25 protein-coding genes are annotated in these 26,869 nt (G+C 60.4%); 15 read left to right on the forward strand and 10 right to left on the reverse strand.

The features are described from left to right. The 3 genes from SHEL_RS03040 to SHEL_RS03050 form a co-directional block, all read right to left on the reverse strand. The gene (locus SHEL_RS03040; protein ID WP_012797786.1) at nt 1-762 is read right to left on the reverse strand and encodes an FxLYD domain-containing protein; all 762 of its coding nucleotides are present in this window, start codon (nt 760-762) and stop codon (nt 1-3) included. Between the two features lie 255 nt (nt 763-1,017). After that, nucleotides 1,018-1,446: an amino acid-binding protein gene (locus SHEL_RS03045; protein WP_012797787.1), complete on the reverse strand. Its 429-nt coding sequence runs from the start codon at nt 1,444-1,446 to the stop codon at nt 1,018-1,020. Then, on the reverse strand, nt 1,447-2,757 hold the full coding sequence (locus tag SHEL_RS03050) for a phenylacetate--CoA ligase family protein (protein ID WP_012797788.1): 1,311 nt from the start codon (nt 2,755-2,757) through the stop codon (nt 1,447-1,449). A gap of 142 nt (nt 2,758-2,899) precedes the next feature. Here SHEL_RS03050 and SHEL_RS15440 point away from each other — a divergent pair, with 142 nt between their 5' ends. Next, a complete protein-coding gene (locus tag SHEL_RS15440) occupies nt 2,900-3,670 on the forward strand; it encodes a helix-turn-helix domain-containing protein (RefSeq protein ID WP_012797789.1) in 771 nt (256 codons plus the stop codon). 346 nt (nt 3,671-4,016) lie between these two features. Here the strand turns inward: SHEL_RS15440 and SHEL_RS03060 are convergent, their stop codons facing one another. After that, nucleotides 4,017-4,991 (reverse strand): N-acetylmuramoyl-L-alanine amidase family protein, encoded by a 975-nt coding sequence (locus SHEL_RS03060; RefSeq protein ID WP_012797790.1) that lies wholly within the window; start codon nt 4,989-4,991, stop codon nt 4,017-4,019. 366 nt (nt 4,992-5,357) lie between these two features. Here SHEL_RS03060 and SHEL_RS03065 point away from each other — a divergent pair, with 366 nt between their 5' ends. Both SHEL_RS03065 and SHEL_RS03070 read left to right on the forward strand, forming a co-directional pair. Beyond that, nucleotides 5,358-6,893: an NAD(P)/FAD-dependent oxidoreductase gene (locus tag SHEL_RS03065; protein ID WP_012797791.1), complete on the forward strand. Its 1,536-nt coding sequence runs from the start codon at nt 5,358-5,360 to the stop codon at nt 6,891-6,893. A 3-nt stretch (nt 6,894-6,896) separates the two neighbouring features. Further along, nucleotides 6,897-8,609 (forward strand): FAD-dependent oxidoreductase, encoded by a 1,713-nt coding sequence (locus SHEL_RS03070; RefSeq protein WP_012797792.1) that lies wholly within the window; start codon nt 6,897-6,899, stop codon nt 8,607-8,609. Between the two features lie 73 nt (nt 8,610-8,682). On the opposite strand, the gene SHEL_RS15235 is transcribed toward SHEL_RS03070, so the two are convergent. After that, nucleotides 8,683-8,841, reverse strand: coding sequence for a hypothetical protein (locus SHEL_RS15235; protein WP_012797793.1), 159 nt, complete (start codon nt 8,839-8,841; stop codon nt 8,683-8,685). A gap of 6 nt (nt 8,842-8,847) precedes the next feature. After that, nucleotides 8,848-9,048: a hypothetical protein gene (locus SHEL_RS03075; protein WP_012797794.1), complete on the reverse strand. Its 201-nt coding sequence runs from the start codon at nt 9,046-9,048 to the stop codon at nt 8,848-8,850. 56 nt (nt 9,049-9,104) lie between these two features. On the opposite strand from SHEL_RS03075, the gene SHEL_RS03080 reads away from it, so the two are divergent. Both SHEL_RS03080 and SHEL_RS03085 read left to right on the forward strand, forming a co-directional pair. Then, nucleotides 9,105-10,220, forward strand: a complete 1,116-nt coding sequence (locus tag SHEL_RS03080) for an acyltransferase (protein WP_012797795.1) — start codon at nt 9,105-9,107, stop codon at nt 10,218-10,220. Between the two features lie 149 nt (nt 10,221-10,369). Next, the gene (locus SHEL_RS03085; RefSeq protein ID WP_012797796.1) at nt 10,370-11,428 is read left to right on the forward strand and encodes an alpha/beta hydrolase family protein; all 1,059 of its coding nucleotides are present in this window, start codon (nt 10,370-10,372) and stop codon (nt 11,426-11,428) included. 175 nt (nt 11,429-11,603) lie between these two features. On the opposite strand, the gene SHEL_RS03090 is transcribed toward SHEL_RS03085, so the two are convergent. Next, entirely contained in the window at nt 11,604-13,031 is a 1,428-nt protein-coding gene (locus tag SHEL_RS03090) for an amidophosphoribosyltransferase (protein WP_012797797.1), read from the reverse strand. A gap of 376 nt (nt 13,032-13,407) precedes the next feature. Between SHEL_RS03090 and SHEL_RS03095 the strand changes: the two genes are divergently transcribed. Continuing rightward, nucleotides 13,408-14,433, forward strand: a complete 1,026-nt coding sequence (locus SHEL_RS03095) for an aldo/keto reductase (RefSeq protein ID WP_012797798.1) — start codon at nt 13,408-13,410, stop codon at nt 14,431-14,433. A gap of 36 nt (nt 14,434-14,469) precedes the next feature. On the opposite strand, the gene SHEL_RS03100 is transcribed toward SHEL_RS03095, so the two are convergent. Next, nucleotides 14,470-15,732: an FprA family A-type flavoprotein gene (locus SHEL_RS03100; RefSeq protein WP_012797799.1), complete on the reverse strand. Its 1,263-nt coding sequence runs from the start codon at nt 15,730-15,732 to the stop codon at nt 14,470-14,472. Between the two features lie 227 nt (nt 15,733-15,959). Here SHEL_RS03100 and SHEL_RS03105 point away from each other — a divergent pair, with 227 nt between their 5' ends. The 9 genes from SHEL_RS03105 (at nt 15,960) to SHEL_RS03145 (ending at nt 23,814) form a co-directional block, all read left to right on the forward strand. Further along, nucleotides 15,960-16,565 carry a TetR/AcrR family transcriptional regulator gene (locus SHEL_RS03105; protein ID WP_012797800.1) on the forward strand — a complete coding sequence of 202 codons (606 nt, stop codon included), beginning with the start codon at nt 15,960-15,962 and terminating at the stop codon, nt 16,563-16,565. A gap of 37 nt (nt 16,566-16,602) precedes the next feature. Next, entirely contained in the window at nt 16,603-17,127 is a 525-nt protein-coding gene (gene yfcE / locus SHEL_RS03110) for a phosphodiesterase (RefSeq protein WP_012797801.1), read from the forward strand. A gap of 3 nt (nt 17,128-17,130) precedes the next feature. Further along, nucleotides 17,131-17,634 (forward strand): phosphatase PAP2 family protein, encoded by a 504-nt coding sequence (locus SHEL_RS03115; RefSeq protein ID WP_012797802.1) that lies wholly within the window; start codon nt 17,131-17,133, stop codon nt 17,632-17,634. 329 nt (nt 17,635-17,963) lie between these two features. After that, nucleotides 17,964-18,923, forward strand: coding sequence for a magnesium transporter CorA family protein (locus tag SHEL_RS03120; RefSeq protein ID WP_012797803.1), 960 nt, complete (start codon nt 17,964-17,966; stop codon nt 18,921-18,923). An 85-nt stretch (nt 18,924-19,008) separates the two neighbouring features. Next, the gene (gene recQ, locus SHEL_RS03125; protein ID WP_012797804.1) at nt 19,009-20,889 is read left to right on the forward strand and encodes a DNA helicase RecQ; all 1,881 of its coding nucleotides are present in this window, start codon (nt 19,009-19,011) and stop codon (nt 20,887-20,889) included. After that, entirely contained in the window at nt 20,879-21,553 is a 675-nt protein-coding gene (locus tag SHEL_RS03130) for an alpha/beta hydrolase (protein WP_012797805.1), read from the forward strand. Before recQ ends, SHEL_RS03130 begins: the two co-directional genes overlap by 11 nt. 94 nt (nt 21,554-21,647) lie before the next feature. Beyond that, nucleotides 21,648-22,115, forward strand: coding sequence for a MarR family winged helix-turn-helix transcriptional regulator (locus SHEL_RS03135; RefSeq protein ID WP_012797806.1), 468 nt, complete (start codon nt 21,648-21,650; stop codon nt 22,113-22,115). A 55-nt stretch (nt 22,116-22,170) separates the two neighbouring features. Continuing rightward, entirely contained in the window at nt 22,171-23,052 is an 882-nt protein-coding gene (locus tag SHEL_RS03140; protein ID WP_012797807.1) for a beta/alpha barrel domain-containing protein, read from the forward strand. Nucleotides 23,053-23,316: 264 nt separating this feature from the next. Next, nucleotides 23,317-23,814 carry a PaaI family thioesterase gene (locus SHEL_RS03145; RefSeq protein ID WP_012797808.1) on the forward strand — a complete coding sequence of 166 codons (498 nt, stop codon included), beginning with the start codon at nt 23,317-23,319 and terminating at the stop codon, nt 23,812-23,814. 101 nt (nt 23,815-23,915) lie between these two features. Here the strand turns inward: SHEL_RS03145 and SHEL_RS03150 are convergent, their stop codons facing one another. Next, on the reverse strand, nt 23,916-25,598 hold the full coding sequence (locus SHEL_RS03150; RefSeq protein WP_012797809.1) for a UDP-glucose--hexose-1-phosphate uridylyltransferase: 1,683 nt from the start codon (nt 25,596-25,598) through the stop codon (nt 23,916-23,918). After that, nucleotides 25,586-26,854 carry a galactokinase gene (locus SHEL_RS03155; protein WP_050749514.1) on the reverse strand — a complete coding sequence of 423 codons (1,269 nt, stop codon included), beginning with the start codon at nt 26,852-26,854 and terminating at the stop codon, nt 25,586-25,588. The genes SHEL_RS03150 and SHEL_RS03155 overlap by 13 nt, the downstream gene beginning before the upstream one ends. Nucleotides 26,855-26,869 lie beyond the last annotated feature (15 nt).

The raw sequence follows: 26,869 nt of genomic DNA on the forward strand, positions 1-26,869 counted from the left end.
CTATTGCTCCAAGTCCCATTGGGGATAGATGTCGACCGAGGCGTGGCTCGGAGCGGAATGCATGGTGACGGTGAAGTCCTTGGAGCGTCCGTCCTTGATGCGGTATGCGGCCCCTGTGTAGCCGGCCACGATGTTGCCCTCGTCGTCTCGGAGCAGGACGCAGAGGGGGACGTTGCTCACGTATCCGCCGGTGTGGTTCCCGACCTTGCCGGTGATTTCGTAGCGGAAATAGAGCTTGTCCTGCTCTTCGTACGAGTCGACCGTGAAGATCGGCGTATAGCCGTCGGCATCCTGCCAAACGGTGGTGGCTCCGTCGACCGTGATGTCGACCCTGTCAGGCACTAGGCCCTCGCCGGCAATGCCGGCATAGCCGATGGATTCTCCAGGGCCGATGAACGATACGGTGGCGGTTTCCCCCGTGAGCTTCGTGCCATGCTTGTCATACGTGGTGATGGTGATGACAGTGTTGCGGGCAATCAGGTCATCGTTGGGGTTGGTGATGACTATGCCGTAGTGGACGAACCCGTCTTTGGCCCACCAGCCCTGCTCGTCTATGGTGACGTCGTTGCCGACCGCATCGGAGCTTTCGGAAACCGGTTGGGGCATGAAGGAGGGCTCGCCCTTTTCGAACACGGCTGTTTGGTCGTTGAATGATGTGCCTGTGATTTCGGTTGCGCATCCGGCAAGCGTGCAAGCGAGGATAAACGCAACGGCCAATGCGACGTACGGCGTCGCTGGCGAAAATGCCTGCGATGTACTCATGCTTCACCTCGTATGGTATGGGATTTCGGCAGAACCCCCTGTCTGCCGATTCGAGTGTAGCACCCGTCGCCTCGGAAGTTTAGACATAAATACCCTGAAACCGTTCCGTATGGACGGACCGGCTTGTCGTTGAATCTATGTGATATGGTTTGAACTGGGGAAACTTTTGGGACAAAGGGGACAGTCCGGGGGTCCCAAAAAGAAAGGCACCGGGGGGATTCCCGGTGCCTTTTGCGTGCGGCATGTCGGTCGCGCTTAGGCGATCTCGTCCTGGGTCAAGACGCGGAATCCAGCGTCGGACAGAACCTTGGTGGCGCGGACGGCTTCGCCCACATCATGAATCTTCAGCACGTCGATGGCGGTGTCGCCGTTCAGGCCGAAGCAGTAGCCGTACTCGATGTTGAGGTTGAGCGAATCAAGCACGTCCAGCAGGTCGGCCAGGCCGCCCGGGCGGTTGGGTACCTCGATGGCGCTCACCTTGGTCTTGATGACGCGGTAGTTGGCGTCGGAAAGCACCTGATAGGCGTGGTCCGGGTTGTCGCAGATGATGCGAACCAATCCGTAGTCGGCGGTGTCGGCGATGGTGAGGGCCTTCATGTCGACGCCTGCGTCGGAAATCGTGCGTGCAAGCGCCTTCAGGTGGCCTTCGGCATTCTCCAAGAATACGGTAATCTGATCGATCATTTACCTGATCCCTTCTCTCAAGTCGATGACGCGTTTGGCTTTGCCTTCGCTGCGCGGAATGCTCTTCGGCTCCACTATTTTAACGCTAACGGCGACGGCGAGTGCCTTCTTGAGCTGGCTTTGGATGTCCTTCTGCAGGTGCTCGATGGCGGAAATCTCGTCGAAGTCGAAACCGGGGTTGATCTCGACCTTGAGGGTGACCTTGTCCAGGGCGCCCTGGTCGCGGGTGAGCACGATTTGGTACCAGCTGCTGACCTGGTCGAAGGTCTTCATGACGTCTTCAATCTGGCTCGGGAACACGTTCACGCCGCGGATGATGAGCATGTCGTCGGTGCGGCCATGCAGGCGGTCGATGCGGCGATGGGTGCGTCCGCACTTGCATTCGCCGGGGATGATGCGGGTGATGTCGCGGGTGCGGTAGCGCACGACGGGCACGGCCTCGCGGTCGATGGAGGTGAGCACCAGCTCGCCCCATTCGCCGTCAGGCAGGTTCTCGCCGGTGACCGGGTCGATGATCTCGGCGTAGAAGTGGTCCTCGGCCAGATGCAGGCCTTCCTGCTCCATGCATTCGATGGCGACGCCGGGACCCATGGTCTCGGTCAGGCCGTAGACGTCGAGCACCTTGTAGTTGAGCTTGCGCTCCAGCTCGGCGCGGAAATTGTCGCTGAAGGGCTCGGCGCCGTGGATGCCGACGCGCAGGTTGAATTCCTTGGCGGGGTCGATGCCCATCTCGATGGCCGTGTCGGCGATGTGCATGGCGTAGGAGGGCGTGCAGCACAGGATGCTGGAGCCCATGGTGCGCAGCACGCGAATCTGGCGCTCGGTCTGGCCGGCGCTCATCGGGATGGTGGTGCAGCCTGCGGAAAGGCCGCCGTAGTGGGCGCCCAGACCGCCGGTGAACAGGCCGTAGCCGTAGCAGACGTGGCAGACGTCGTTCTCGCCGCCGTCGGCGTATTCGATGCCGCGGGCGAAGCATTCGCCCCAAATCTCCAGGTCGTGTTCGGTATAGCCGCCCACGGTGGCGATGCCGGTGGTGCCGGAGCTCATGTGAATCTCGCGGACGTCCTTCAGCGGCACAGCGAACAGGCCGTACGGGTAGTTGTCGCGCAGGTCCTGCTTGGTGAGGAAGGGCGCCTTCTGGATGTCTTCCAGTGTCTCGATTGCGTAGGGGTCGAATCCGGCCTCGTCGAAGGTCTTCTTATAGAAAGGCACGTTCTCGTAGCACTTGACAACGGTCTCCTTGATGCCGGCGAGCTGAATCTCTTCTATCTGCTCATGCGGCATGCGCAATATAGCATCTTGCTTGCCCATGGGGCTCCTCTCTGTCTGAGGTTTAACCGATGGGATGCATAGTAGTCCTTTGGTTGGTTGACGGTTTGAACTATTTCGTAAACTCTACCTGTAGTAGAATACTGAAACAGTCGTTTTGATTTTGATACGAAAGGAGACTTCGATGCCGGTTGATCGGGCGGGTTTCGGGAAAACGATTCAGGCGCTGCGCAAACATGCGTCGGTGACCCAGGGCGAAGTGGCGTCGCGGGTTGGCGTGACCGACAAGGCCGTGTCGAAGTGGGAGCGGGGAGAGGCTCTTCCCGCGGCGGAGTCCTTCGCCGCATTGGGCAAGGCCTTGAACGTGCCGGCCCTCGTGCTGTTCGAAGCCATGGAGCCTGAATCGGAACAGGGGCAGGCCGCACGGGCTCTTCCGCAGGCGGCGTTGCTGTCGTTGGGCATCGAGCCGAAGGGGTTCGAGCACACGAGGCTTCTGATCCGCCGGCCGTATACGGATACGCTGCAAAAGCTGTCCCGGACGCCCCCGTTTTTGTTCGAGCGGCTGTATCTGCAGCCGTCCCATGCCGGCCGTCCGCTGCTCGTGCGGCAGACGCAGAACGACATCAGGCTCCATGTGTACGCCGTCATGAAAGTGCAGGCCCACGTGTCGGAGGCGCACGTCATCTCGCGGAGCCAGTATGACGACCTGGTCTCGTTCGCCGACGAGAGCCTGGCGCCCTACGCCTCGCAGGTCTGGGTGTTCTCGCGCGGCGGCCAGATGGCGGCCTGCGAGCTGTTCGAGTTCTTCCCCTACACGGCCGTGCTCACGGTGTTCCACGCGCCGGGGGAGGAGCCCGTGATCCCGGCGCACATCAACGTCGTGCGACGGTTGGAGGAAGACCGGCATTTCGACCCGCTGTACATGGCCCGCGCCTTGGCCCAGGGCAAGCTGTAGCGGCCGGCCTGCGTTCGCGTTCAAGGTGGGTGCTTCCGTCGGTGTCTCGTGCATGTTTCGGCGGCGTCCGTCCCATCTGGAGGCTGGAACATGGATGAGGAGGAAAGCCCGCACGGCCTGTCCATCGGGCTGTCGGTTTTCCGCATCGCGGGGTTATAGGCAGGAATGTGTGCCCGATTTTTGGCTAACTCCCAGATAGGTGCGCTAAAAGCGCCCGTTTAAATAACGAGCGCCTTTTTACCAGAGCGGCGCAAGGTGGGGCCACTAGACGCAAAAAGGGCGCGGTCCGAAGATCCGCGCCCTGCATCGGTTCATGCATTCAGCCGGTAGCCGAACTTCTCGTGGATCATCCGTTCAGCCAGTAGCCGTACTCCTCGTGGAATTTGTAGGTCTTGCCGTTGATGACCTGCGTTCCGTAGGCCTTCTTGCCGTTGGCGAAGTAGTAGAACCAGTGCTCCACGTAGTCTTCTTTATTGGTGTCCCAGATGCTGTACTTCACCCACTCGGCCGATGCCATGGCGCCGCTGGATTTGAAGTAATACGCCGCACCGCCGATTACCTGCTCCCCAGTCTGCATGGTTCCGTTAGGTTTGAAGTAGTACCACACGCCGCCGATCTTCTGCCAGCCCGTTACCGCCGCGCCGCCGGAAGCGAAGTAGTACCAGTAGCCGTCTTTCACCCAGCCGGTCCTCATGGCGCAGCCCTTGTCGAAGCAATACTTCTTGCTGCCGATGGTGACCATCTCGTTGCATGCGGCAGCGCCGCTGGAGTCGAACCAGTACCACTTGCCGCCGATCTGCTTCCAGCCGGTCTGCATGACGCCTGAACTGGAGAAATAGTACCATTCGCCATTGACCTTGTACCAGCTGGTGGCCATGGCTCCGCTAGGCTTCATGTAGTACCACTTGCCGCCGGACTTCACCCATCCGGTCTGCATGACTCCATCGGAATCGAACTTGTACCACTTGCTTCCTACCTGGTACCATCCGGTGGCAGCATTGCCTTTGGACGGGATGAAATACATCCAGACGGGCTCGCCGTAGTAGGAAGGGGACTCGGTAGTCTCGATCCAGCCGGTCTTCATGGCGCCGGTCGTCGTGTCGAGGTAGTACCAAGCGTCGTTGTCCATTTGAACAAGGCCGTGGGCAAGATTGCCGTCACTGTCGTAGTAATACCACGCGCCTGAGGAATCCTTGAGCCATCCGGGCGTGCCTGTGGACGGAACCGCGAACGCCGGCGTGACCGCCAGCGCCAAAAGCACTGCTGCGACCACCCCGACCATCAGACCCCACAGACCAAAACGTTTCGATGTGCGTTCCATAATGCCTCCTCTGGTCAGACGCTCAACCATCGGTTGTGCGAACGGGCGGTACGCGGCGCAGTGCGCCTACAATTCAAGTATACCGTGCGGCGATGCGTGGTCGGAAAAGGCGGGTGGGCCATATGTCCTATTTTTTTGCGAATGGTATCTGGCTGGGATTCGTTGCGCCAAGTGCCGCCCGAGGATGCGCCGGCAAAGGCGGATGGGGAGGGCGCTGCCCGTTGGCGCATGGCATCGGTTGATGCGGAAGGTGCTGCGGGGCTTGCCTCGCAAAAGACGTTGCTGACAAGGGGTTTGCGCTGTGTTGTGCTGATGCGGTTGCTGTATTATGGACGCGTTGGTCAACGTTCGAAGGGGGAATGTGGCATGTACGACGTCGCCATCGTCGGGGCGGGAATCGCGGGTGCTTCCTGCGCTCGGGAATTGTCCCGGTACGCGCTGTCCGTCTTAGTCGTGGAGGCCGGAAGCGACGTGGCCCAGGGAGCCACGCGCGCGAACAGCGGCATCGTCCACGGAGGGTACGACCCAGTGCCCGGCACGCTCAAGGCCCGGTACAATGTCGAAGGCTCGCACATGTATCCCCAGCTCGCAGCCGAGCTCGGCTTCAGCTTCAAGAACAACGGTTCGCTGGTGGTGGCGTTTTCGGAAAGCGAGCGCCCCCATCTGGAAGCGCTGATGGAACGCGGCATCGCCAACGGGGTTTCGGGGCTCTGCATAGCCGAACGCGACGAGCTGCACGTCATGGAGCCGAACCTGTCCGAGGCGGCTGTGGCGGCGCTTGTCGTTCCGACGGGCGGCATCGTGAACCCGTACGGCGCGTGCCTGGCGCTTATGGAGAACGCAGTTGAAAACGGCGTGGAACTGCAGCTTCTGACCCGAGTCGCAAACATCGAGAAGCTGGACGGGGCCTTCCGTCTGACCTGCGAGAAGCTGCCTTTGGTGCCCGATGCCGAACATCGCACGGGAATGGATGCGCCGACGCCGGAAGGCACCTGCTCGGTGGAGGCCCGCATCGTGATCAACGCAGCGGGCGCCTTCAGTGGCGTGCTCAACGACATGGTGAGCGCCGAGCATTTCGAAATCACGCCGCGCATCGGCGAGTATCACCTGATGGATACGGAATTCGGCGGCGCCTTCAGCCATACTGTGTTCCAGACACCCACCGCCAACGGCAAAGGCGTGCTTATCACGCCGACCACCGGCGGAAACCTTTTGGTGGGGCCGGACGCTATCCGCCGCGAACGCCTGGACGACACCGCTACCGATACGGCCGGGCTTGAGGCGGTACTTGCGGCGGCGCGCAAAACCTGGCCTGACCTGCCTCGGGGGTTCATCACCAATTTCGCGGGCACCCGTTCGTCGTGTCTTGAGCACCCCGATTTCATCCTGGGCGAACCGTCCGACGCGCCTGGGTTCTTCAACATCGGCGGATTCGATTCGCCGGGTTTGACGGCGGCACCTGCCGTAGGTCGTGAATACGCGCGGGTCATCGCCGAGCGCCTGCATGCCGAACCAAACCCCGATTTCAACCCGAATCGCACGCCCGCACCTCGTTTCAACAGGGCGGATAGGGCTGAACAGGCCCGTCTTGCGGCGGAGGACCCGGCTTTCGGACACGTCGTCTGCCGGTGCGAGTGCGTCACTGAGGGCGACATCGTGGCCGCGGTGCATTCGCCTGTGCCGGCGCTGACCGCCGACGCCGTCAAGTGGCGGACCCGGGCGGGTATGGGCCGCTGCCAAGGCGGGTTCTGTCTGCCGCAGGTGGCGAGCATCATCGCGCGGGAACGCGGCATCGACGCGACCGATGTGGCGAAAAGCGCGCCGGGCTCGTGGATTGCGTTGGGGCGTCGCGGTTGCGTGGCCGATTTGCCCCATGTCGTGCTGCCCGGGGAGGGGGAATAAGCTATGACCTGCGAAAACACGACCCCGATTACGGGCGAACCCATCTACCGCGACCTGGTTGTCATCGGCGGTGGCGCGGCTGGGCTGGCTGCGGCGGCCTCGGCCTACGACAACGGTGTGCGCGACATCGTCATTCTGGAGCGCGAAGGCGCCACAGGCGGCATCCTCAAACAATGCATCCACAACGGATTCGGGCTGCACCGCTTCGACGAGGAGCTCGCCGGCCCCGAATACGCTCTGCGCGAGGCGGCCCGCGTGGCCGAACGGAACATCGAGGTGCGGCTGAACACCATGGTGCTCTCGCTGACGGACGACCGGCGCGTGGTGGCCGTCAGTCCTGATGAAGGCCTGGTGGAGTACGTCGCCGGCGCGGTGGTTCTGGCCATGGGGTCCCGAGAGCGGACACGCGGCATGCTGGGAATCGCCGGCAGCAGGCCGGCGGGCGTCTACACCGCGGGCACGGCGCAGCAGTTCACCAACCTGCGGGGCATCCTTCCTGGTCGCGAAGTGGTCATGCTGGGGTCGGGCGACATCGGTCTGATCATGGCGCGGCGCCTGGTCTACGAGGGCGCCCACGTGAAGATGGTCCTCAATCGTTCCCATTTCTCGGGCGGTCTGAAGCGCAACATCGTGCAATGCCTGGACGACTACGGCATCCCGCTGCGTCTGTCCCACACTATCACGCGGATCCACGGGCGCGCGCGTCTGACCGGCGTCGACGTGGCGCGGGTGGACCCGGCCACCAAAAAGCCTATTCCCGGTTCAGAAGAGTTCGTGCCTTGTGACACGTTGCTTCTGTCCGTGGGCCTGCTGCCTGAAAACGAGCTGACCCGGGCGGCGGGCATCGCGATGGACCGACGCTCCAACGGCGCGCTTGTAGACGAGACCCTGTCCACGTCGGCGCCGGGCATCTTCTCCTGCGGCAACGTGCTGCATATTCACGACCTTGTGGACTTCGTGTCCGAAGAAGGCGACCGTGCAGGCGAATCGGCCGCCCGGTATCTGGCAGGGGCGGAAGGGGCCGCCGGTTCGGCAGACGTGGTGCGCGTCGTGCCTGGCGATGGCGTGGGCTACGTGGTGCCCCAGGTGGTGCATAAGGATGCGCAGGGCCAGGTCACATTCCGGTTCCGCAGCCGCGACGTGTACAAGAAGGCGACGATTGCCGTTGTGGCGGACGGCGAAATGGCGAAGACGTTCCGACGCCCCATCGTGCTGCCTGCAGAAATGGAATCCGTCAAGCTGCCGGTTGAGGCTTTCGCCGGCGCTTCGGAGTTGAAGATAAGCCTGGACGCCGAACAGGTGGGCGCGCGTGCCGACCAGGCTGCTGCGGCGGAGCCGGCCGAACAGCTGCCCGAAGGCGCTGTGGCCCATGACCTGGTGTGCATCAGCTGCCCGGTCGGATGCATGATCCATGCGGTTGAACAGGACGGCAAGATTGTTTCCGTTACAGGCAACACGTGCCGCCGCGGCCTGAAATACGCCGAAGGCGAGGTTCTGGACCCGCAACGCATGGTGACGTGCCTGGTGGATGTGGAGGAAAGCGCCATGCCGGCCTCTGTTCGCACCGAGCGCACCGTGCCGAAGCGCCTCATTCCCGATGTGTTGGCGGAGCTTCGCCGGGTGACGCTGACCAAGCCCGTCCGTTGCGGCGACGTGGTGTTCGAAAACGTCTGCGGCACGGGCGTGAACGTGGTTGCGACGAAAGACGTTCTGTAATCCCCAAATGACTGGGCGCCGACATCTGCCGGCGCCCGTTTTCGTTAGGTCGCAGTGTGTGGCCGTTGGTTCGTTAGGCGAAATACCCCAGGGTGAAATTGCCCGCTACCAAAAGGACGACGACGGAAGCGGCCACGATGGCGACAACGGGCTGGGGTCGGACCTCGTGCTGCACGTGGTCCTCAAGGGCGTGGCGCACGTTGACCACGATATGGATGGCCAGACCTACCACGCCGATTCACACCACCCAGCCGGGCAGGAGTTTCACCATGCCGTTGAAGGCCATGCTGTTCCAGACGCCGTGGGCCAGAAAGAAGACGACGAGGCGGGCGAAGCCACCATCGCTGCCGTCAGCCGTTACCGTTTTGATGCCTTTTCGGGCCAGAAGCCTTGCGGCGCTCGCCCCCGTTCGTGTGCCGCTTCTGTGTTTCGACGGCATGGGCAGGTGTCATGTGGTACCGTTCGCTTCACTATCGAGGGAAGTGAACAAAAGGTATGCATCAATCAGAAGGTTCCTGCCAAGCGAGCGAGATCGCGGGCGGTTCCGGCCGGCCTGATGGCGGTGGGGCGCCGTCCCAGCCGAAGCAACGGATACGGTATCTGGATACGTTGCGCGTTATCGCCATCGCGTTCGTCCTTGTCAACCATACCGTCGGACCATGGATGCTGTCGTTGCCCGACCAGACCCTGAACTGGTGGTTCGGCGTGACATATTTCTTCATGTGCAAGTTCGCCGTGCCGTTGTTCGTTATGATTTCGGGCGCCCTGCTGCTGCGAAAGACCGACCCCTATCAAAAAACCGGGAGGCGCATCGTGCGCATCGTGAAGGCGCTCGTCCTGTTTTCGGTCTTCTACTATTTCGTCAATCAGACCTCCTACAGCCTCATCGATTTCGTCGATCGGTTCTGGCATGCGGGCATATGCGCACCGCTTTGGTATCTATATATGTATCTCGGCTTGCTTATTATGCTGCCGTTGCTGCAACGCCTTGCGTCCGTCATGCGCAATCGGGACTACCTGTATTTTTTCGCTATCAGCCTGGGGATTGTCAACCTCTTGCCGGTCGTCGCGGCGTTCTCGCCGTCGTTCGAGCCGACCTCGTATTTCCAATTGCCGCTGTTCACAGGGTTCGTCGGTATGTTTTTCGGCGGACATTACCTGGCGAATGTGGCGAAAGTCACGCGCCGGCACGCGGTTATCGCCGCAGTGGTGTTTCTGGTCTGTCTTGCGTTTCTGGTGGCGTCTACGGACTACTTCTACCAGGTCAACGGTGGGAAGGGGTACCTTGCCATGGACAACAGGACGTTTTCGCCCATCATGCTCATGGCGGCTTGCGTGTTTGTGGTCGTGCGCTGGCGTGAGGATGCTCGGGCCGGGCGGCCGGCAAGCTCCGCCGCGCAGCACGTCATCCGCGAGCTGGCGCTCTGCTCCTTCGGCATCTACCTGGTCCATCCGTACTTCGTCACCTTAATGAAGCCGTATTTCGTGCAGGCTGCCGCATCGGCCCCCGATGTTTTCGCCTTGCTGGTATATCAGCTGGTCCTGTTCGCGGTGTCGTTTGCGGCAACGTGGCTTTTGCGCCTGATTCCACCTGGTCGCGACATCCTGTAGCCGGAGCCGACACCCCCTCGATGGGGTCGGGCGGCGTTGCCGGAAGGCCCGCTCACAGGTCAACGGTTTTGTTTCAGCACGGCAGCCGCTTCGGGCTTTGCGGCCGGTCGGTTTATCATGGCGGCTGGAACCATTCGAAAGGATGTCGTATGCCGAAGCTTGCAAAGCGAATCGCAATCGCACTCGCCGTTGTGGCGGTGCTGTTCAGCGTGGCCTCGATGGCCGCCGACCATATGATTTCCGAATCGACCTTCCAGCGTCAGGAGATTCCCGAACGCTCGCTAGTCGCCCATTACGCCGACGTGCAAGAATACTACGACCGCGTGCCTGTCACCTTCATGTCCGGCGACACCCGGCTGCAGGGCTACATCTACGGACCCGAGAACAACGACCAGGGCCTGGTGGTGTTCGCCCACGGCATCTGGTCGTGGCATCAGGATTACATGACCATGATCTGCTGGCTGGTGGATCACGGTTGGAAGGTGTTCGCCTACGACGCCACCGGATGCGGCGAGAGCGAAGGTGACTCCACCAAGAGCTTCGCCCAAAGCGCCTACGACCTGGATGCGGCTTTGACGTACGTGGAATCGGACCCCGATTTGGCCGCCATGCCGAAGGTGCTGCTGGGCCACAGCTGGGGCGGGTTTGCGGTTGCGGCCGAACTGGGCTTCGACCATGACGTGCAGGCGGTGGTCACCATGTCCGGGTTCCAGAGCCCGCTTGTCATCATGTACGATTCCGCCGACTCGCTCATGGGTCCTTTGGGCTTCACCCAGCGCCCCTTCCTGTGGATTGAGAACAAGATGCGCCTGGGTAAGGATTCGAACATTAATGCGGTCGACGCCATCAACGGCTGCGACGTGCCGGTGCTGGTGGTGCACGGCACCGCCGACGAGGTGGTGAGCTACGACTCCGCGGGCATCATCGCGGCGCGGGACCGCATCACGAACCCCCACGTGGAGTACCTGGTTTTCGACCAGGAGAATCGCAACGGCCACAACACCTACTTCTACGAGACCGAAGCCAAAGAATACTTCGACCAGCTGGGCGAAAGGGCCGCCGAGATTGACGAGACATACCAGGGCGACCGGCGCGAACTCGAGCTGGACCGACTTCTCGAGGAATCCGACATAGTGTATTCGAACACCATGAATCCGGAGCTTATGGAACCCATCGACGCGTTCTACCGCGAAGCCTTGGGGCTTTAACCGCCGCGGCTGCATATACCCAGTGTGTCAGTAGGGACGTTTCCTTTTGACACAAAAATGTGTCAGCGGGGACAGATCCCGCCAGTGGGACAAAGGGGACTGTCCCCCTTTGTCCCAAAAAAACCGGCCCGCAGCATGTACGCGCGGGCCGGTTCGTTTCGGTATGGGGGAGCGGCTACTCTTTGCCGTTCCAGCAATAGGTGCAGACCTTCGAGGGGTCGATGCCGATGGCTTCCAGCATACCGTCCAGGCTCTGGTAGCTTAGCGAATCGAACCCCATCTCCTCGCAGATGGTCTTAAGCATGCACTTGCCGCGCTCGGTGGTGCCGTCGGCGTATTCCTCAAGATGCTTCTCGCCCTCGTCGCCTTCCAGCTCGCGCACCACGCGGCGCGCCAGCAGCTCGTAGTCGGAATTACTACGGGAAAAGCTCAGGTACTTGCAGCCGTACATGATGGGCGGGCAGGCGGAGCGCATGTGCACTTCGGCAGCACCGGCGCCGTACAGGAAGTCGACGGTTTCGCGAAGCTGGGTGCCGCGGACGATGGAGTCGTCGACGAACAGGAGCTTCTTGTCCTTGATGAGCTCCGGCACAGGAATCTGCTTCATCTTGGCCACGCGGTTGCGGACGTTCTGGTTAGCCGGCATGAAGGAACGGGGCCAGGTGGGAGTGTACTTGACGAAGGGACGGGCGAAGGGCTTGCCGGACTCGGTGGCATAGCCGATGCCATGGGGCAGGCCAGAGTCGGGCACGCCGGCGACGTAGTCCACGTCGGGCAAAAGTCCGCGCTCCTGCTCGTCGCGGGCCATGATCTCGCCGTTGCGGTAGCGCATGACCTCGACGTTCACGCCTTCGTAGTTGGAATTGGGGTAGCCGTAGTACACCCACAAAAACGCGCAGATCTTCATCTCGTCATGCGCGGGGGCCAGCGTGGTGTAGCCGTCGGCCTTGATGCTGACGATTTCGCCTGATCCCAACTCGTATTCGTCCTCGTAGCCAAGCTTGCCGTAGGCGAAGGATTCGAAGGATACGCAGTAGCCGTCTTCGTCCTTTCCGATGAGGATGGGCAAACGCCCCATCTTGTCGCGGGCGGCGATGATCTCACCTTCGCTGGTCATGATGAGCAGCGTGAGGGAGCCTTCGACGCAATCCTGGGCGAATTTGATGCCCTCGACGAAGCTGTCCTTCTGGTTGATGAGGGCCGCTACAAGCTCGGTGGAATTGACGTTGCCCGAGCTCAGAGCCATGAACTGGGTGCCTTCTTTATCCAGGTACTTCTGGATGAGCTGCTCTGTGTTGCCGATGGCGCCCACCGTGGTCAGAGCGAAGGTACCGAGCTGGGAGCGGATAAGCAGCGGTTGCGGGTCGGTGTCGGAAATGCAGCCGATGCCGCTGTTACCGTGGAAGTTGGGAAGGTCGGCCTCGAAGCGGGTGCGGAACGGGGTGTTCTCGATGGAGTGGATTTCCTTCTGGAAGCCGCCGCCCGTCTCGTCGCAAAAAACCATGCCTGCGCGGCGCGTGCCTAAGTGTGAATGGTAGTCAACGCCGAAAAACACGTCCAGAACAACATCGCGGTGCGATGCAGCGCCGAAGAAACCACCCATATATACCCCCAAATTGCTCGTGGATCAGAAGTTCGTCTGCCACGGGGCAAACGACAGTGACAGTATACGTGCGTTTTTCTGTGTGAATGAGAAAAACATCGTTTACAAAGGAAAAAAAGATGCTCGAAATACGCTTGAAACAATATCCTGAATGACGTGTCCTGAAATCGGTATATCTAGCCGCGATTATTGAAAACGACCGCGGCCGGAGGTCGTCGGATATTTGCCTTGCCCTCGCGGTACAATGGGTATCGCGATATCTATTGCGCTGGAGCGTCGAATCGTCAGCCGAATGCGGGCGGACGCCTACGCCGGATGCGGCGCATACCATGGACTCTGGACCAGGTGTCGCTTCGTACAAGACCAAGGGGGAAACATGAACAACGTCACATTGGGCCGCACCGGCATCACGGTGCCTCAGAACGCTTTCGGCGCGCTGCCCATCCAGCGCGTGACCACCGATGAAGCGGTGGCGTTGCTGCGCCGCGCTTACGAGGGCGGCATGCGGTATTTCGACACGGCACGGGCCTACACCGACAGCGAAGTGAAGATGGGCATTGCGTTCTCGGGCATGCGCGAGAAGGTGATCATCGCCACGAAGACCACCGCGACCACGGCCGAAGGCGTGCGCCAGGATCTTCAGACGTCCCTTGCGAACCTGCAGACCGACTACATCGACCTGTACCAGCTCCACAACGTGGCACAATGCTATGCGCCCGGCGACGGAACCGGCGTTTACGAGTATCTGCTGGAAGCCAAGGAGCAGGGGCTCATCAGGCACATCGGCGTGACGGCCCACAAGATTGAAGTTGCCTTCGAGTGCGTCCGCAGCGGCCTGTATGAAACCATGCAGTTCCCCTTCAGTTATCTGACCGGCAAGCGCGAGCTGGAGCTTCTCCATGCGTGCGAAGAGGCCGACATGGGGTTCATCGTCATGAAGGGCATGGCGGGAGGCCTGATCACCCGCTCCGATGCGGCCATGGCGTTCATGGCCCAGCATCCGGCGGCGCTCCCCATCTGGGGCATCCAGCGCGAGTCCGAACTTGATGAATGGCTGTCGTATATGGACGAGACGCCTGAGATGACCCCGGAGATCGCAGCCTATATAGAAGGCGAGCGGGCCGAGTTGGTGGGCGACTTCTGCCGCGGCTGCGGCTACTGCCTACCTTGTCCGGTAGATATCAGGATCAACGACTGCGCCCGCATGTCGCTTATGGTGCGCCGTTCGCCTTCGGCGGGTTGGCTCACGCCTGAATGGCAGCAGGAAATGGCCAAGATCGAGGATTGCCTGCATTGCGGCCAGTGCGCCAGCCGCTGCCCCTACGAGTTGGATACGCCGGCGCTTCTCGAGAAGAACCTGGCCGACTACCGCAACATCATCGCCGGCAAGGTGCAGGTGTAGAACCTGCCCCCTTGCCGGGTTTTGGCGATTCAAACGTTACCGCTCCTGGACGCGGACGCCGGGCACCGGTTCCGGGTCGGGGGCGACGTGCGCCGTGGGCTGCGTCACAGCATCCACTTTGAGCTGTGGGTCGGATTCGATGCCGCAAAGCTCGTCTGCCAGTAGCTCCAGCTGGGCGCGGGAAGTTTCGTCCAGCGACCCCTTGATGGTGACGGTGGTGTTGGTGTAGGCGATGTTCGCGCAGGCCGCAAGCCTGTCCTGCATGCCCTTGGCCGCTTTCGGGGCCCAGGTGCCGGCTTCGATCAGGCCGATGGTGCGGTTCTGGAACTTGTGTTCGGCCAGCGTCTCGATGAACTGAGCCATAAACGGGAAGATGCCGTTGTTGTAGGTCGTGGTGGCCAAGACCACCTTGCCGTAACGGAATGCGTCCTCCACGGCCTCGGCCATGTCGTCGCGGGCCAAATCGCTCACGGCCACCTTGGGGCAGCCCTTCTCTTCAAGCATGCGGGCAAGCTCCTCGACGGCCTGCTTGGTGTGGCCGTATACGGAGGTGTAGCAGATGGCCACGCCTTCGCTTTCGACACCATAGCTTGACCAGGTGTTATACAGATCCAGATAGTAGCCCAGGTTCTCGGACAGCACCGGCCCGTGCAAAGGGCAGATGATGTCCAGGTCCAGGCCGCCGACCTTGCCCAGGGCCTTCTGCACCTGGGCGCCGAAGGCCCCTACGATGCCGAAGTAGTAGCGGCGGGCTTCGCAGGCCCAGTCCTCGTCCACGTCAAGCGCGCCGAACTTGCCGAAGGCGTCGGCCGAGAACAGCGCCTTGTCCTTGGCGTCGTAGCTGAACATGACCTCGGGCCAGTGCACCAAGGGCGCGCCGATGAACTGCAGCGTGTGGGAGCCGAGTTCCAGAACGGCACCTTCCTTCACAGGCATCCGGCGGTCGGCCACGAACCCGCTGCCGAAATAGTTCTCCATCATCTTGAAGGCGTTGGGCGAGGCCACGATGCGCGCCTCGGGGTATTTCTCCGCGAATACGGCGATGTTGGAGGAATGGTCGGGTTCCATGTGGTGAACCACCAGGTAATCAGGGGTGCGGCCGTCCAGCGCGGCGTCCAGGTTGGCCAGCCACTGCTCCGTGAAGTTTCGGTCCACCGTGTCCATGACGGCCACGCTGTCGTCCAGGATGACGTAGGAGTTGTACGCCATGCCGTTTTCGCTCACATCGTACTGGCCCTCGAACAGGTCGATGTCATGGTCGTTGACGCCGATGTATGCGATGTCTTGGGTGATATGCATATGGAAATCCTCTCGGTCGAAAGACGATGGGCGTGGCGCTGCCTGCCCGTCGCCGCGATTATAGCAAAGCCGGAAAAACTTCCCTCCAATGCGGAATCGTCTGCAGGAAAACATGACGCAGCGTGTCCGATTCGGTTCGCAAAAGGGAAACAAGTGTGGTATAAGATACAAATGACCATAAAGTTTCCCAACAATGGTACGAAGCCGCCCGGAGAAAAGGAGCACCGGTGAAAGACTCCGCAAAAACCGACAAGCGCGTGATGCGTACGCGCAAAGCCATTGGCGAGGCGTTCGCCCGCCTGTTGGAGACGACCGAATACAGCAAGGTCACGGTCAGTGCAATCGCGCGCGAGGCAGACGTCAACCGCAAGACCTTCTATCTGCACTACGACTCGGTCGAGGACGTGCTTGCCCAACTTCTGGAAGAGCGCATCGCCGAGATCGTCGAATCGGACAAGCAGCTCGTCGATTGCGAACACGTCGCGCCCTATATGAAAAAGGTGTTCTGCGACCTGCTGACGATGATGGACGAAGCGCCTATATTCAGGGACAACGTGATCAAGTACGTTTCCTACAACCGGTTGCTGGACATGGCGAAGGATCCCATTCTGGAGAACATCCATCACCAGCGGCAGGCTTTGGGGATGCCTAAGAGGCCCGACATCGAATACGTGGTGACCATGTATCTGGGCGGACTGTATGCGCTGTACGAGACGTGGAGCCATGACGAAGCGACCGACATGACCCTTGAGAATCTTGCCGAAACCGCCTGCGGCCTGCTGGAACCCGGCGTCCGGGAGATGCTCAACGAGGATCGCCAGTCTTTACAATAGAACGGCCTTCCGCAAAAAGCCAAACCGAAGGACCCTTATGAAACTGCTGATTGCATCCGATATCCACGGTTCCGCCTACTGGTGCCGCCGCCTGTTCGAACGCATACAGGCCGAATCGCCCGACCGCATCGTGCTGCTTGGCGACCTGCTGTACCACGGCCCGCGCAACGACCTGCCCCGCGACTACGCTCCGAAGGAAGTGATCCCGCTGCTCAACGGCGTTGCCGACCGGGTGGTGGCGGTGCGCGGCAACTGCGATGCGGAGGTGGACCAGATGGTGCTGGATTTCCCCTGCATGGCCGACTATGCGGTGATTATGGACGGCGGGCGCCAGCTGTTTCTAACCCACGGCCACGTGTTCTCGCCCGAGAACATGCCGGTGTTGCCTGACGGAAGCGCCTTTCTGTCGGGCCATACCCACGTGAAGTGCAACAAGGATGTGGTCATGCCTGACGGGAGGACCATCACCGTGGTGAACCCTGGCAGCGTGAGCATTCCCAAGGACGGTTCGAGCAGCTACGCGGTGTACCAGGACGGGGCCTTCTTCCTCAAGGAGCTGTGATCCATGGAGTACCCGGACTTCTACAACGCCATCACGATGTCCATCAGGCGCGATCCGAAAGCCTTGGCCATGATTCCGAAAATCGACAAGGACCTGGTCGTTGTCGTGGCGGCGGTCTACATCATGGTGGCCATCTCGTTCGTGATGGAGGAGAATTGGACGCCTTTGGTGCGGTATCTGGCGGTGCCGGGTGTCGGGTTCGTTCTCTGCACGGCGCTGCGTGCCGCCATCAACGCGCCGCGCCCCGTGGAGAAGTACGGAATCGACCCCATCATCAAGAAGGATACCTCCGGAAAATCGTTCCCGAGCAGGCATGTGTTCAGCGCGACCATCATCGCGTTCGCCCTTTTCTGGCTGCAGCCCTGGTGGGGCGGCCTGGGGTTCGTCGCGGTGCTGGTGGTGTGCTTCACCCGCATCGTCGGCGGCGTGCATTTCCCGCGGGATGTGGTTGCGGCGGTGCTGCTGGCCGCGGCGTGCGCACTGGTTGGGTTCGTTCTCATTCCCTAGGCGGGTCGGCGGCTCGCTGCAGGTTTGAGGCCCTGTCGACATAAACCGGGCTGTTGCTTCTGGCGCATCGACGTCGGCATCTACCGGCCCGAAATGCGCAGGGGCGAACGTCCTCTTGGCGAACCGATCTCGCCGGCCATCGGTTCGAAACACGTGAGGCAAGCCATCCCTCCGGCACGCCGACTCAGGAGGTCGTCGGCCCGAACCGTGATTTCTTTTGTTATGTATAAGGACGGCTTCTGCAGGCCACGCCCGTGGAAAACACGTATACTGGTACGGCGCGTTTTCCCGCGGCAATCCTTATGGTTCTGAATGTTAGGCGGTGTCACATGATCGAGTTTTACAAAACCACCGACGAAGGCACCGTGCAGATAGAGAACCTGGAACCGGGATGCTGGGTCAACGTCATGCGTCCATCGTCCGAAGAGCGCACGTGGTTGCTGGATGATCTCGAAATCGCACCTGAGTTCATCCGATCCGCTCTGGACGATGAGGAAAGTCCCCACACCGACTTCGACGACGACACCCGCCAGGTGCTGGTCATTTTGGATTGCGCGTCCATCGAGGACCGTGCCGAAACGGTCGACGACACCATCGTGCAGTACGACACGCAGCCGTTGGCGTTTTTGATAGTTCCCGAAAAGGAGTGCATCGTCACGTTGAGCCTGGTGCCCAACGAAACCGTGCGCCTGTTCACGACCAAGCGCCTGCGCAAGCTGGACACGGAGAACCGTACCGACATGATGCTCCAGATGATGCTGCATGTTTCCCAGCAGTACCTGGTGTGCCTGCGCAACATCCACCGACAGTTCATCAAGAATGAAAAAGAACTGCACCGCACCATGCGCAACAAGGAGCTCATCAAAATGCTGGGCTTCGAGAAGTCGTTGGTCTACTTCTCCACGTCGCTCAAAGCCGACGATGCGGTGTTGCAGAAGCTCAATACAGGGCGCGTGGTGAAGCTGGACAGCGACGACCGTGACGTTCTGGAAGACGTCACCATCGAGATTCGCCAGGCCATGGAGATGAGCAGCATTTACGCCACCATTCTGAACGGGTCGATGGAAACGTTCGGCACGGTCATCAGCAACAATCTGAACCTTACGATGCGTACGCTGACCGCCATGGCTTTGGTGCTGGCCATTCCCACCATCATCTTCAGCTTCTACGGCATGAACGTGGCCATCCTGCCGCTTGACCAGACGTGGATATGGCCGGTGCTCATGGCTGTCGGTGTCAGCGTCGTTTCCGCCGTCGTCCTGTGGGCAAGAAAGTTCTTTATCAAATAGCCCGGCGGCTTTACCATAGCGATAGATGTTTCCAGCGACGCAGGTTCTCCGGCGTCGCTGCTTTATACGATAGAAGGCGGCGCGCATGGCAGATGCGTTGATTTCCCAGCCCCGCGAGGTGCTGAAACGGTATTTCGGATACGACGGGTTCCGTCCCAACCAGCAGCAGGTGGTGGATGCCATCCTGCAGGGTAGGGACGTGCTGGCCGTCATGCCGACGGGCGCGGGCAAATCCATCTGCTACCAGGTGCCGGCTATGTGCCTTATGGGTTACACGCTGGTGGTGTCGCCTTTGATATCCCTCATGAAAGACCAGGTCAACGCCTTGGATGCTGCAGGGGTGCCGGCGGGATGCATCAACAGCTCCGTCAGTGCCGCAGGCCGTCGCGAAGCGGTGCAGGGCGTTATGGACGGCTCCGTCAAGCTTCTGTACGTGTCGCCGGAGCGTTTGGAGACTGAAGAGTTCCGCGATTTGTGCGCGAACTTCCCGCCGCAGATGATCGCTATCGACGAGGCCCACTGCATCTCGCAATGGGGCCATGATTTCAGGCCGAGCTACATGCGGCTGCGCAGGTTCATCGAGTCGCTGCCCCAGCGCCCGCCGGTATGCGCCTTTACGGCGACGGCTACCGAGCGCGTGCGCCAGGACATCCTCGAACAGCTGGCGTTGCGCGACCCCTTTACGGTGGTGGCGAGCTTCGACCGTCCCAACCTGCGGTTTTCTGTCATCCGTCCCCGCGAGCGCGACAAGGACAAGCGGCTGCTGGAGCTTTTGGAAAAGCACTCCGGCGAAAGCGGAATCATCTACTGCAGCACCCGCAAAGCGGTGGAGGCGGTGTACGACCTGCTGTGCGAGAAGGGCATCAGCGCTGCGCGTTACCATGCAGCGCTGCCGCAGGCCGAACGGCGGGCCAGCCAGGAGGATTTCATCTACGACCGTGCGTCGGTCATTGTGGCCACGAATGCGTTCGGCATGGGCATCGACAAATCGGACGTTCGCTTCGTCATTCACTACAATATGCCGCTTGACCTGGAGGAATACTATCAGGAGGCGGGGCGTGCCGGGCGCGACGGCGAACCTGCCGAGTGCGTGCTTCTGTACACGCCGAAGGATGTGAAGACCGCCGAGTTCATGGTCATCCGCAGCAAAGACGAAGCCGATCTTGACGCTGACACCCGCTATGAGCAGGTGCAACGCGCACAGGATCGCCTGCGTCAGATGACGTTCTATTCCACCACGTCGGACTGCCTGCGCGGCTTCATCCTGAAATACTTCGGCGAAACGGCACCAGGGTATTGCGGAGCGTGCGGCAATTGCGAAACCGAGTTCGAGGATCGGGATGTGACCGAAGACGCGCAGAAGATCATCAGCTGCGTGTACCGGTTGCAACAACGCGGCCGGCAGCTTGGGCGGGCGGCCATCGTGGACATCCTGCGTGGGTCCAAAACCGAGCGTATCACCCAGAACGGATTCGACACGCTGTCCACCTACGGGTTGTTGGCGGACGAGTCCAAAACCCACGTGCGCTTCGTAATGGAAGAGCTGATTAACCGCGAAATTCTCGGCGTGACGCACGGGCAGTACCCGCAGGTCGTCTTCACGCAGAGCAGCGGCGAGTTCTTGCGCAACGGGGAGCCGTTCGTCATCAAGGTGCCCAAGGAGAAGCCGAAGCAAGGCCTGGTCAAGGACAAGCGAAAGAACGGCCGTTGGGTGTACGGTGACGAGCCTGTGGATAAGGACCTGTTCCAGAAACTGCGGGAGGCCCGAGCCCATCGAGCCGCGATGCTGGGGTATCCGGCGTACGTCGTGTTCAACGATGCGACCCTTGCGGATATGTGCAGGCGCATGCCGGTGACACGTGAGGAGCTGCTGGAGGTGTCGGGCGTGGGCGAGGCCAAGGCCGCGCGTTACGGCGAGGAGTTCATGGACATCATCCGCACACATAAGGAACAGCATGGCCTGTAATTGGGAATACGTCGTTCATCAGGCCGAATGTGCCGATTCCGGCGCCCTGCTGTATTACGTGGATGCGCCGGAGCACACGTTGGAGCTTCGGCGGGAATTGGAGGGCCGACCCTTCACGACGGTCCAACTGCTCGTGCCGGATTGGGACGAAACGTTGACGCCTTGGCCTGCGCCGAAGGTGTTCGCCCAGGCGGAACGTGATTTCGGCGGGGGAGCGCGGGCTACTCTCGGCAAGCTGCTTGATTCCATGCCGGAAATCGAGCGGGAGCTGGGGATTCAGCCCCGTACACGCCTGATCGGCGGCTACTCGCTTGCGGGGCTGTTCTCGCTGTGGACGTTCACGCAAGCGGATGAGTTTGCGGGTTGCGCATGCCTGTCCGGGTCGCTTTGGTATCACGGGTGGCTGACGTATCTGGAAGAATCGGAGTTTCCTGCCGACGGGCGCTTCGCGTATCTGTCCATCGGCAAGCAGGAGCGGTTCACGTCCAACGAGGCCATGCGCTCCGGCGAGGACTGCATGGCGAAGTCGGCCGACCTGCTGAGCTTGCGGGGTGTGCGGACGACGTTCGAGGTGTTGCCCGGTTCGCATTTCAAAAAGGTCAATGCGCGTCTGAACACGGCTTTTGACGAACTTTCTTCATTTGTGAAAGCATCTTGTCAATAAGACGTTGCTTGCAATGGTCGTTCGCGGGCATTAATATCTAACAGTGTTAGGGAACTCATCCCTGACGATTCCTTCAAGCAAGAGAAAAGAAACAATGGACACGACGTACAGAGAGCTGGCGTATCGACTCATCGATGTTCGGGCGACGCATGCGCCAACCAGAGCCCGACGGTTTATCGACAGCCACTTTTCCGGTGAGGACTTGGTGCTTTCGTATCTGAACAGGCACGGGCGCTGCGCCTTCCCCAAAGAATTGGGCGAAGCCATGGATGTGACGACTGCACGGATCGCCGCCATCCTTCGCAAGCTTGAAGGGCAGGGGCTCATCACGCGTGAGCTCGATGACCGAGACGGTCGCAAAGTCGTGGTCCGCATAACTCAGGCAGGCGTCGACTTCGTGGCGAAACGGCGTAGTGAAGCGTTCGATTACTTCGTCGACCTGCTGGAATGCATGGGGCCGGAAGATGCGGCGGAGTACGTCCGCCTGACCGAGAAGGCGATGGACATTATCGCCGACAAGGAGAGGGCTCAGGTTGAGAGGCTGGAGGTAAAAGCCAGCTAAAGGATTAAAGACTAGAACGACGGTCGGAAACCAGATTCGCGCAGAGGAGGTTGCCATGAGCGATAAAGACATCCGTACGTTGCATGAACAGCTCGTCGAGCGTCATGAGCGCAGGAAAGAGCGCGTCCATGACGGATTAGAACATGTCCGAAACTCCTTGGAAGAGCGGCATAGGGACGCCTCGCATCCACTTGAGATCATCGCGTTGGACGGCGTCTTCCGCCACGAGAGCCATTCCGATATACCTGCGGTCATGAAGCCGAAGCAGATCGACGGCACCTACCGTCACGGCGCCATGCTGGTGCCTGAAGAAATCGACGAATGCTCAGGTATCGCCGTATTCGGTCGGGTTCTGAAATCCTTCGTATTCACCACCGACGTGGTCACGATTCGCAACACCAACGCCGACGCCGTGCTGGCTGTCTATCCCTTCACGTGCCAGCCCGCCATCACGCAAGCTCTGCTCTTGGCGGCGGAATGCCCGGTGTTCACGGGTGTTTCGGGGGCGACGACCAGTGGTGGACGGTCGGCGAACCTGGCCATCCAATCTGAGATGCAAGGCTGCGCGGGTGTGGTGTGCAACAACACTTCGACGCCCGAGACCATCGAATCCATCAGATGTCACGTGGATATACCTGTTGTGGTTACCATCAGCAAATACGACGAGTATGCGGCGGCTCAGATTGCGGCAGGCGCCACCATCGTGAACGTGGCGGGTGGCAAAAATACCGCCGATGTGGTCGCGCAGGTTCGGGCAGCGTATCCCGAGATCCCCATTATGGCCAGCGGAGGCAAGAACGGGGATTCCATCAGAAGGACCATTGCCGCTGGGGCCGATGCCATCACATGGACTCCGCCCACCATCCAACAGCTCGAGAAAGAGCTGATGGATTTCAACCGCAAACAGGAGAGCGAAACGGAACAGCAGCCAGCCTAAGCGTGCCGAATGGGACCATGGCGATTGCCGGCCTAAAACATGGCGCACGGCGACCATCTCAGTCGTTCGCCTGAGCATGGCGTGCAGAGCCTATCGTATCGGCTGCCTAAACATGGTGCGCTGCGTTCGTCCTGGCTATCCATCTTGCCATAGGATAGAACCGGCCCGCAGGATTTGCGGGCCCTTTTCACGTTTCTGGCCGTTGCCTGAACGGGTTAGAGCGTCATAATGGGATGGTTCGACAACTATTGAGGAGAGTTTTACATGCACGAGGATAAATGGAGCAGGTTCGCAGAGGAGACGTTCGGCGAAGGCGCAACTATGGATGACATCATCCTGCATGGGCTGACCCATACGATGGGGTTGTCGGTGCAGGAGGTCAGGGACGGATACGTACGACTGGCGATGCCTGTGACAGAAGATCTTGTTCAGCCGCTGGGCTTCCTCCATGGAGGGGCGACGCTGGCCCTGCTTGAATCTTGCGCGAGCTGCGCATCCATGTTGCGCGTCGATCCCGACACCCACTATTCTTTCGGGTCCGGCATCGAGGCCAAGCATATCAACAGCGTCCAGGTGGGCGAGACCGTCATCGGCGAGGCTCAGCTGAATCGGACCGAAGATCTGGGCGAGCGTGGTTTGAAAGAGTATTGGGACATCAAAGCCACCACAACCGAAGGCAAGCTGGTCTGCACGGGCGTCTTCAAAGAACGGATTGTTTCCAAGGAGTATTTCGAGAAGCGCAATAAAGAACAGCATGCTTAAAGCCGACGCGTGCCGAGGCTTGTTTTGGAAGGAATTGAACAGGCGGGGGAAAGGTGCTTTCTCCCGCCTGTGGTGTGCAATGCCGTGTTGGGTCGACGCCTTTACAGGCTTTCGACGAACACCTTGAGGGCTGCAGACCCTTCGTCGGTGTGCTTGAACGGGCTTGCGTCTTCAAGAATCTCGAAGAACACGCGGCCGATTTCACGCTTGAGCTGGTCTTCGATGGCTTCATCCAGCGTGAACCGGTTGGCTGTGAAGTCTGCCGCCCATTTAGCATGTTTAGCGATGGCATCGTTCGTTTCAAGCTCCGCCCGAACGAGAATGCCTGCACGGCTGAGAGAAGATTCGCGGCTGTCGCCTGCGGCTCTCAAGGTCGAGGTGATCTGCGCGATGGCGCGCTCGACCTCGGAGAGTTCGCGTTCAAGACGACCAGGCAGGATAGCCAATCCGGCGACTTCGATAAGGCCGATGTTCTCACGCTTGATGTGGTGGTGCTCCGGACGCGGATGGAAAATGCCCAAGGGGCGATCCTCGCTAGTCCGGTTATTGCGCAGGGCGAGGAGCAGCTCGAACGAACCGTCCTCACGCACCCTTGCAAACGGGGTGATGGCGTTGTGGGGGCCGTTGGCGTCTTCGGCAACGATGTCGATGGATTCCGCAGAATAGGTGTGCCAGCACTCCATGACGCGGGACCCCGCGGCGACAAGCATGTCGGAATCGGTGCCCACCAGGCGGATGGTTGCCAGCGGCCAATCCACCACGGATGCGGCCACCTGGGGGTATGTCGACATATCGAAGGACCAGGCATCGTTGGCGGAAAACAAGGGGAGCATTTCTGCGCCGGCCTGGAAGTGGTCATGGGTAAGGATGGAACCACCCACGATGGGCAGCCCGGCGTTTGAGCCGATGAAGTAGTGCGGGGCGATCTCCAGAAACGCGAACAGCTTACGCAACGAAGCCTCATTAACAAGCATGGGCGTGTGACGACGGCTGAATGCGATGCAATGTTCCTGGTAGTAGGCGTAGGGGCTGTACATGAGGGCCCAATCTTCGCCATCGAGCCCGATGTTCACCGTGCGCAGATTCGAACGGGACGGATGGGCGCCGTGCGGGTTGCCGGAAGCGCGGCCGCGATAGCCCTCATTCTCTATGCAGAGCTGGCAGGCAGGATAGGGGGTCTCTTGCGGAGAGACCGAAACGGCTGCCTCTTTGGCGATGGCACGGGGATCCTTTTCTGGCTTCGACTTGTTGACGGTGAGCTTCAGCGGATTGCCGTACGGCACGTCATCGTAGCTCCAAGAGAGATCCTTGACGATGGCGTTGGTCTGTATGTGGTTGCAATCGCAGCTCAGCGTATGGAAATAGTCGAATGCGGCTTTGGATCCCTGCGTTTTATGGATGTTCCAGAAGGTTCTTTCAACTTGGGACGGACGAGGCGAGACCAGATCCATAAGCTGGGCGGATATGCGCTCGTCGTTTTCGTCGCGGCTGATGGCGCCGTGGATTCTGGCTGCTTTGGCGAGCGTGTCCAGAATGATCGGCAGCTCACGGCGATTGCGAGGCCAGTTTGCCGGAAGGCCCTCGGCCGAGTTTTCGAATTCATTGAGATGCCGAGCCGCCGTGTATTCGCTGGGTAGCAGGGGTGCATCGGCCGGAGAGTCGGCACCGATGGCTCCCAAAACGGCGTTGTATGCCCATTGGGAATCACGCTCATCGAGCAAAGCGTGACTGATTGCGTACTGGATTAGAGCTTCGGCGGCGTCTGACGGGGTTACTTCCACCATGCGTGGCTTCCTTCGGTCGTTATACGGGCGACAAGACATGCGCCTGCGCCAAAGTGTCCATCCATAATAGCGGCAAACTGGGCGGTTTGCTCTCTGGGGACGAAAACTTGTATGGAACCCCCGAAACCTCCACCGTGGATGCGGCAGACGCCGCGGCGGATTTCGGGTTGGCTTGCAGATGAGTTCCTGCTTCCGAGCGCGCTGGCGAGGGATGAGAAGCTCCTGGGCTTATCGGCGTCGGCCCATGCCAGGTCGTCGAGGACTTGGTCTGCAAAGGCCAAGGCCACCATGGCAGGTTGGTTGGCGCCTGGGACGGATACGTTCTGCAGATACTGGGCCGACGAGGCCGAAGACAGGGCTGTGCAGCGCAGGAATGCGTCGAAATCACCCTGCTCGAGGGCTTGGATTCGTTTGCGGGTCAAATCACATTCGCGGTAGTAGTGCATGGCGCGAAGCAAGGCTCCGTCTCCCAGTGCGAAACGGACGTCGTCCAGATGGTCATACAGCGTCGCTCGCGGCACGTCGCGAAGCGTGGTGCCTCCAAGGAACGAGGCGACGTTGTGCATGTCCGCAGGCACCTGGGCGTATTCTTCCACAAATGCGCTGTGGTCTGCACCCACGTTTACAAGGCAAAGGTCGTAGCCGAAGGATGCGAACTTAGCGGCAATGGATTTGACCTGCGGGTTCGTCGGGTTTGCAAAATCCATGGCAACCAATCCGCCACAGGCGATGGCCATTTGGTCCATGAGGCCGCAAGGCTTGCCCAGGTAATCGCGTTCTGCAGATTGAGCTAAAAGCGCGAGCTTCTCCGGCGGAATCCGGTTGCCCGAGAAGAACAGATTGCAGACGCTTGCGATTGCAAGTTCGAAGGCTGCCGACGAGGAAAGCCCGCTGCCGGACGGAAGGTCTGCTTCAAGCTGCAGGTCGAAGCCTCGCATATCGAATCCCGCATGTATGAAACCGGCGAGCACGCCTATGGCAAGCGCCCGCGATTGGTTGGCGTCGATGGGCGTGCCTGGCGTCCAATCCAGCTCGATGCGGCCGGTGCGAACGTCATCCAACAAGATTTCGAAGGCTGGATACCCCGAGCTTTCTATGTGCACGGTATCGGTGCCGTTCTCGGCAGCCTGACCGCGAATGCCCAGCTCGAGTGTTCCTGTGAGCACTACGCCGTTCTGGTGGTCTACATGGTTTCCTGCCAGCTCTGTTCTGCCAGGCGCGAACACCTGGGCAACGTGAAAACGGCCGTATCCCAATGAAGAATCCTGCGC

Source organism: Slackia heliotrinireducens DSM 20476, assembly GCF_000023885.1.
In the GTDB taxonomy this organism is placed as follows: domain Bacteria; phylum Actinomycetota; class Coriobacteriia; order Coriobacteriales; family Eggerthellaceae; genus Slackia; species Slackia heliotrinireducens.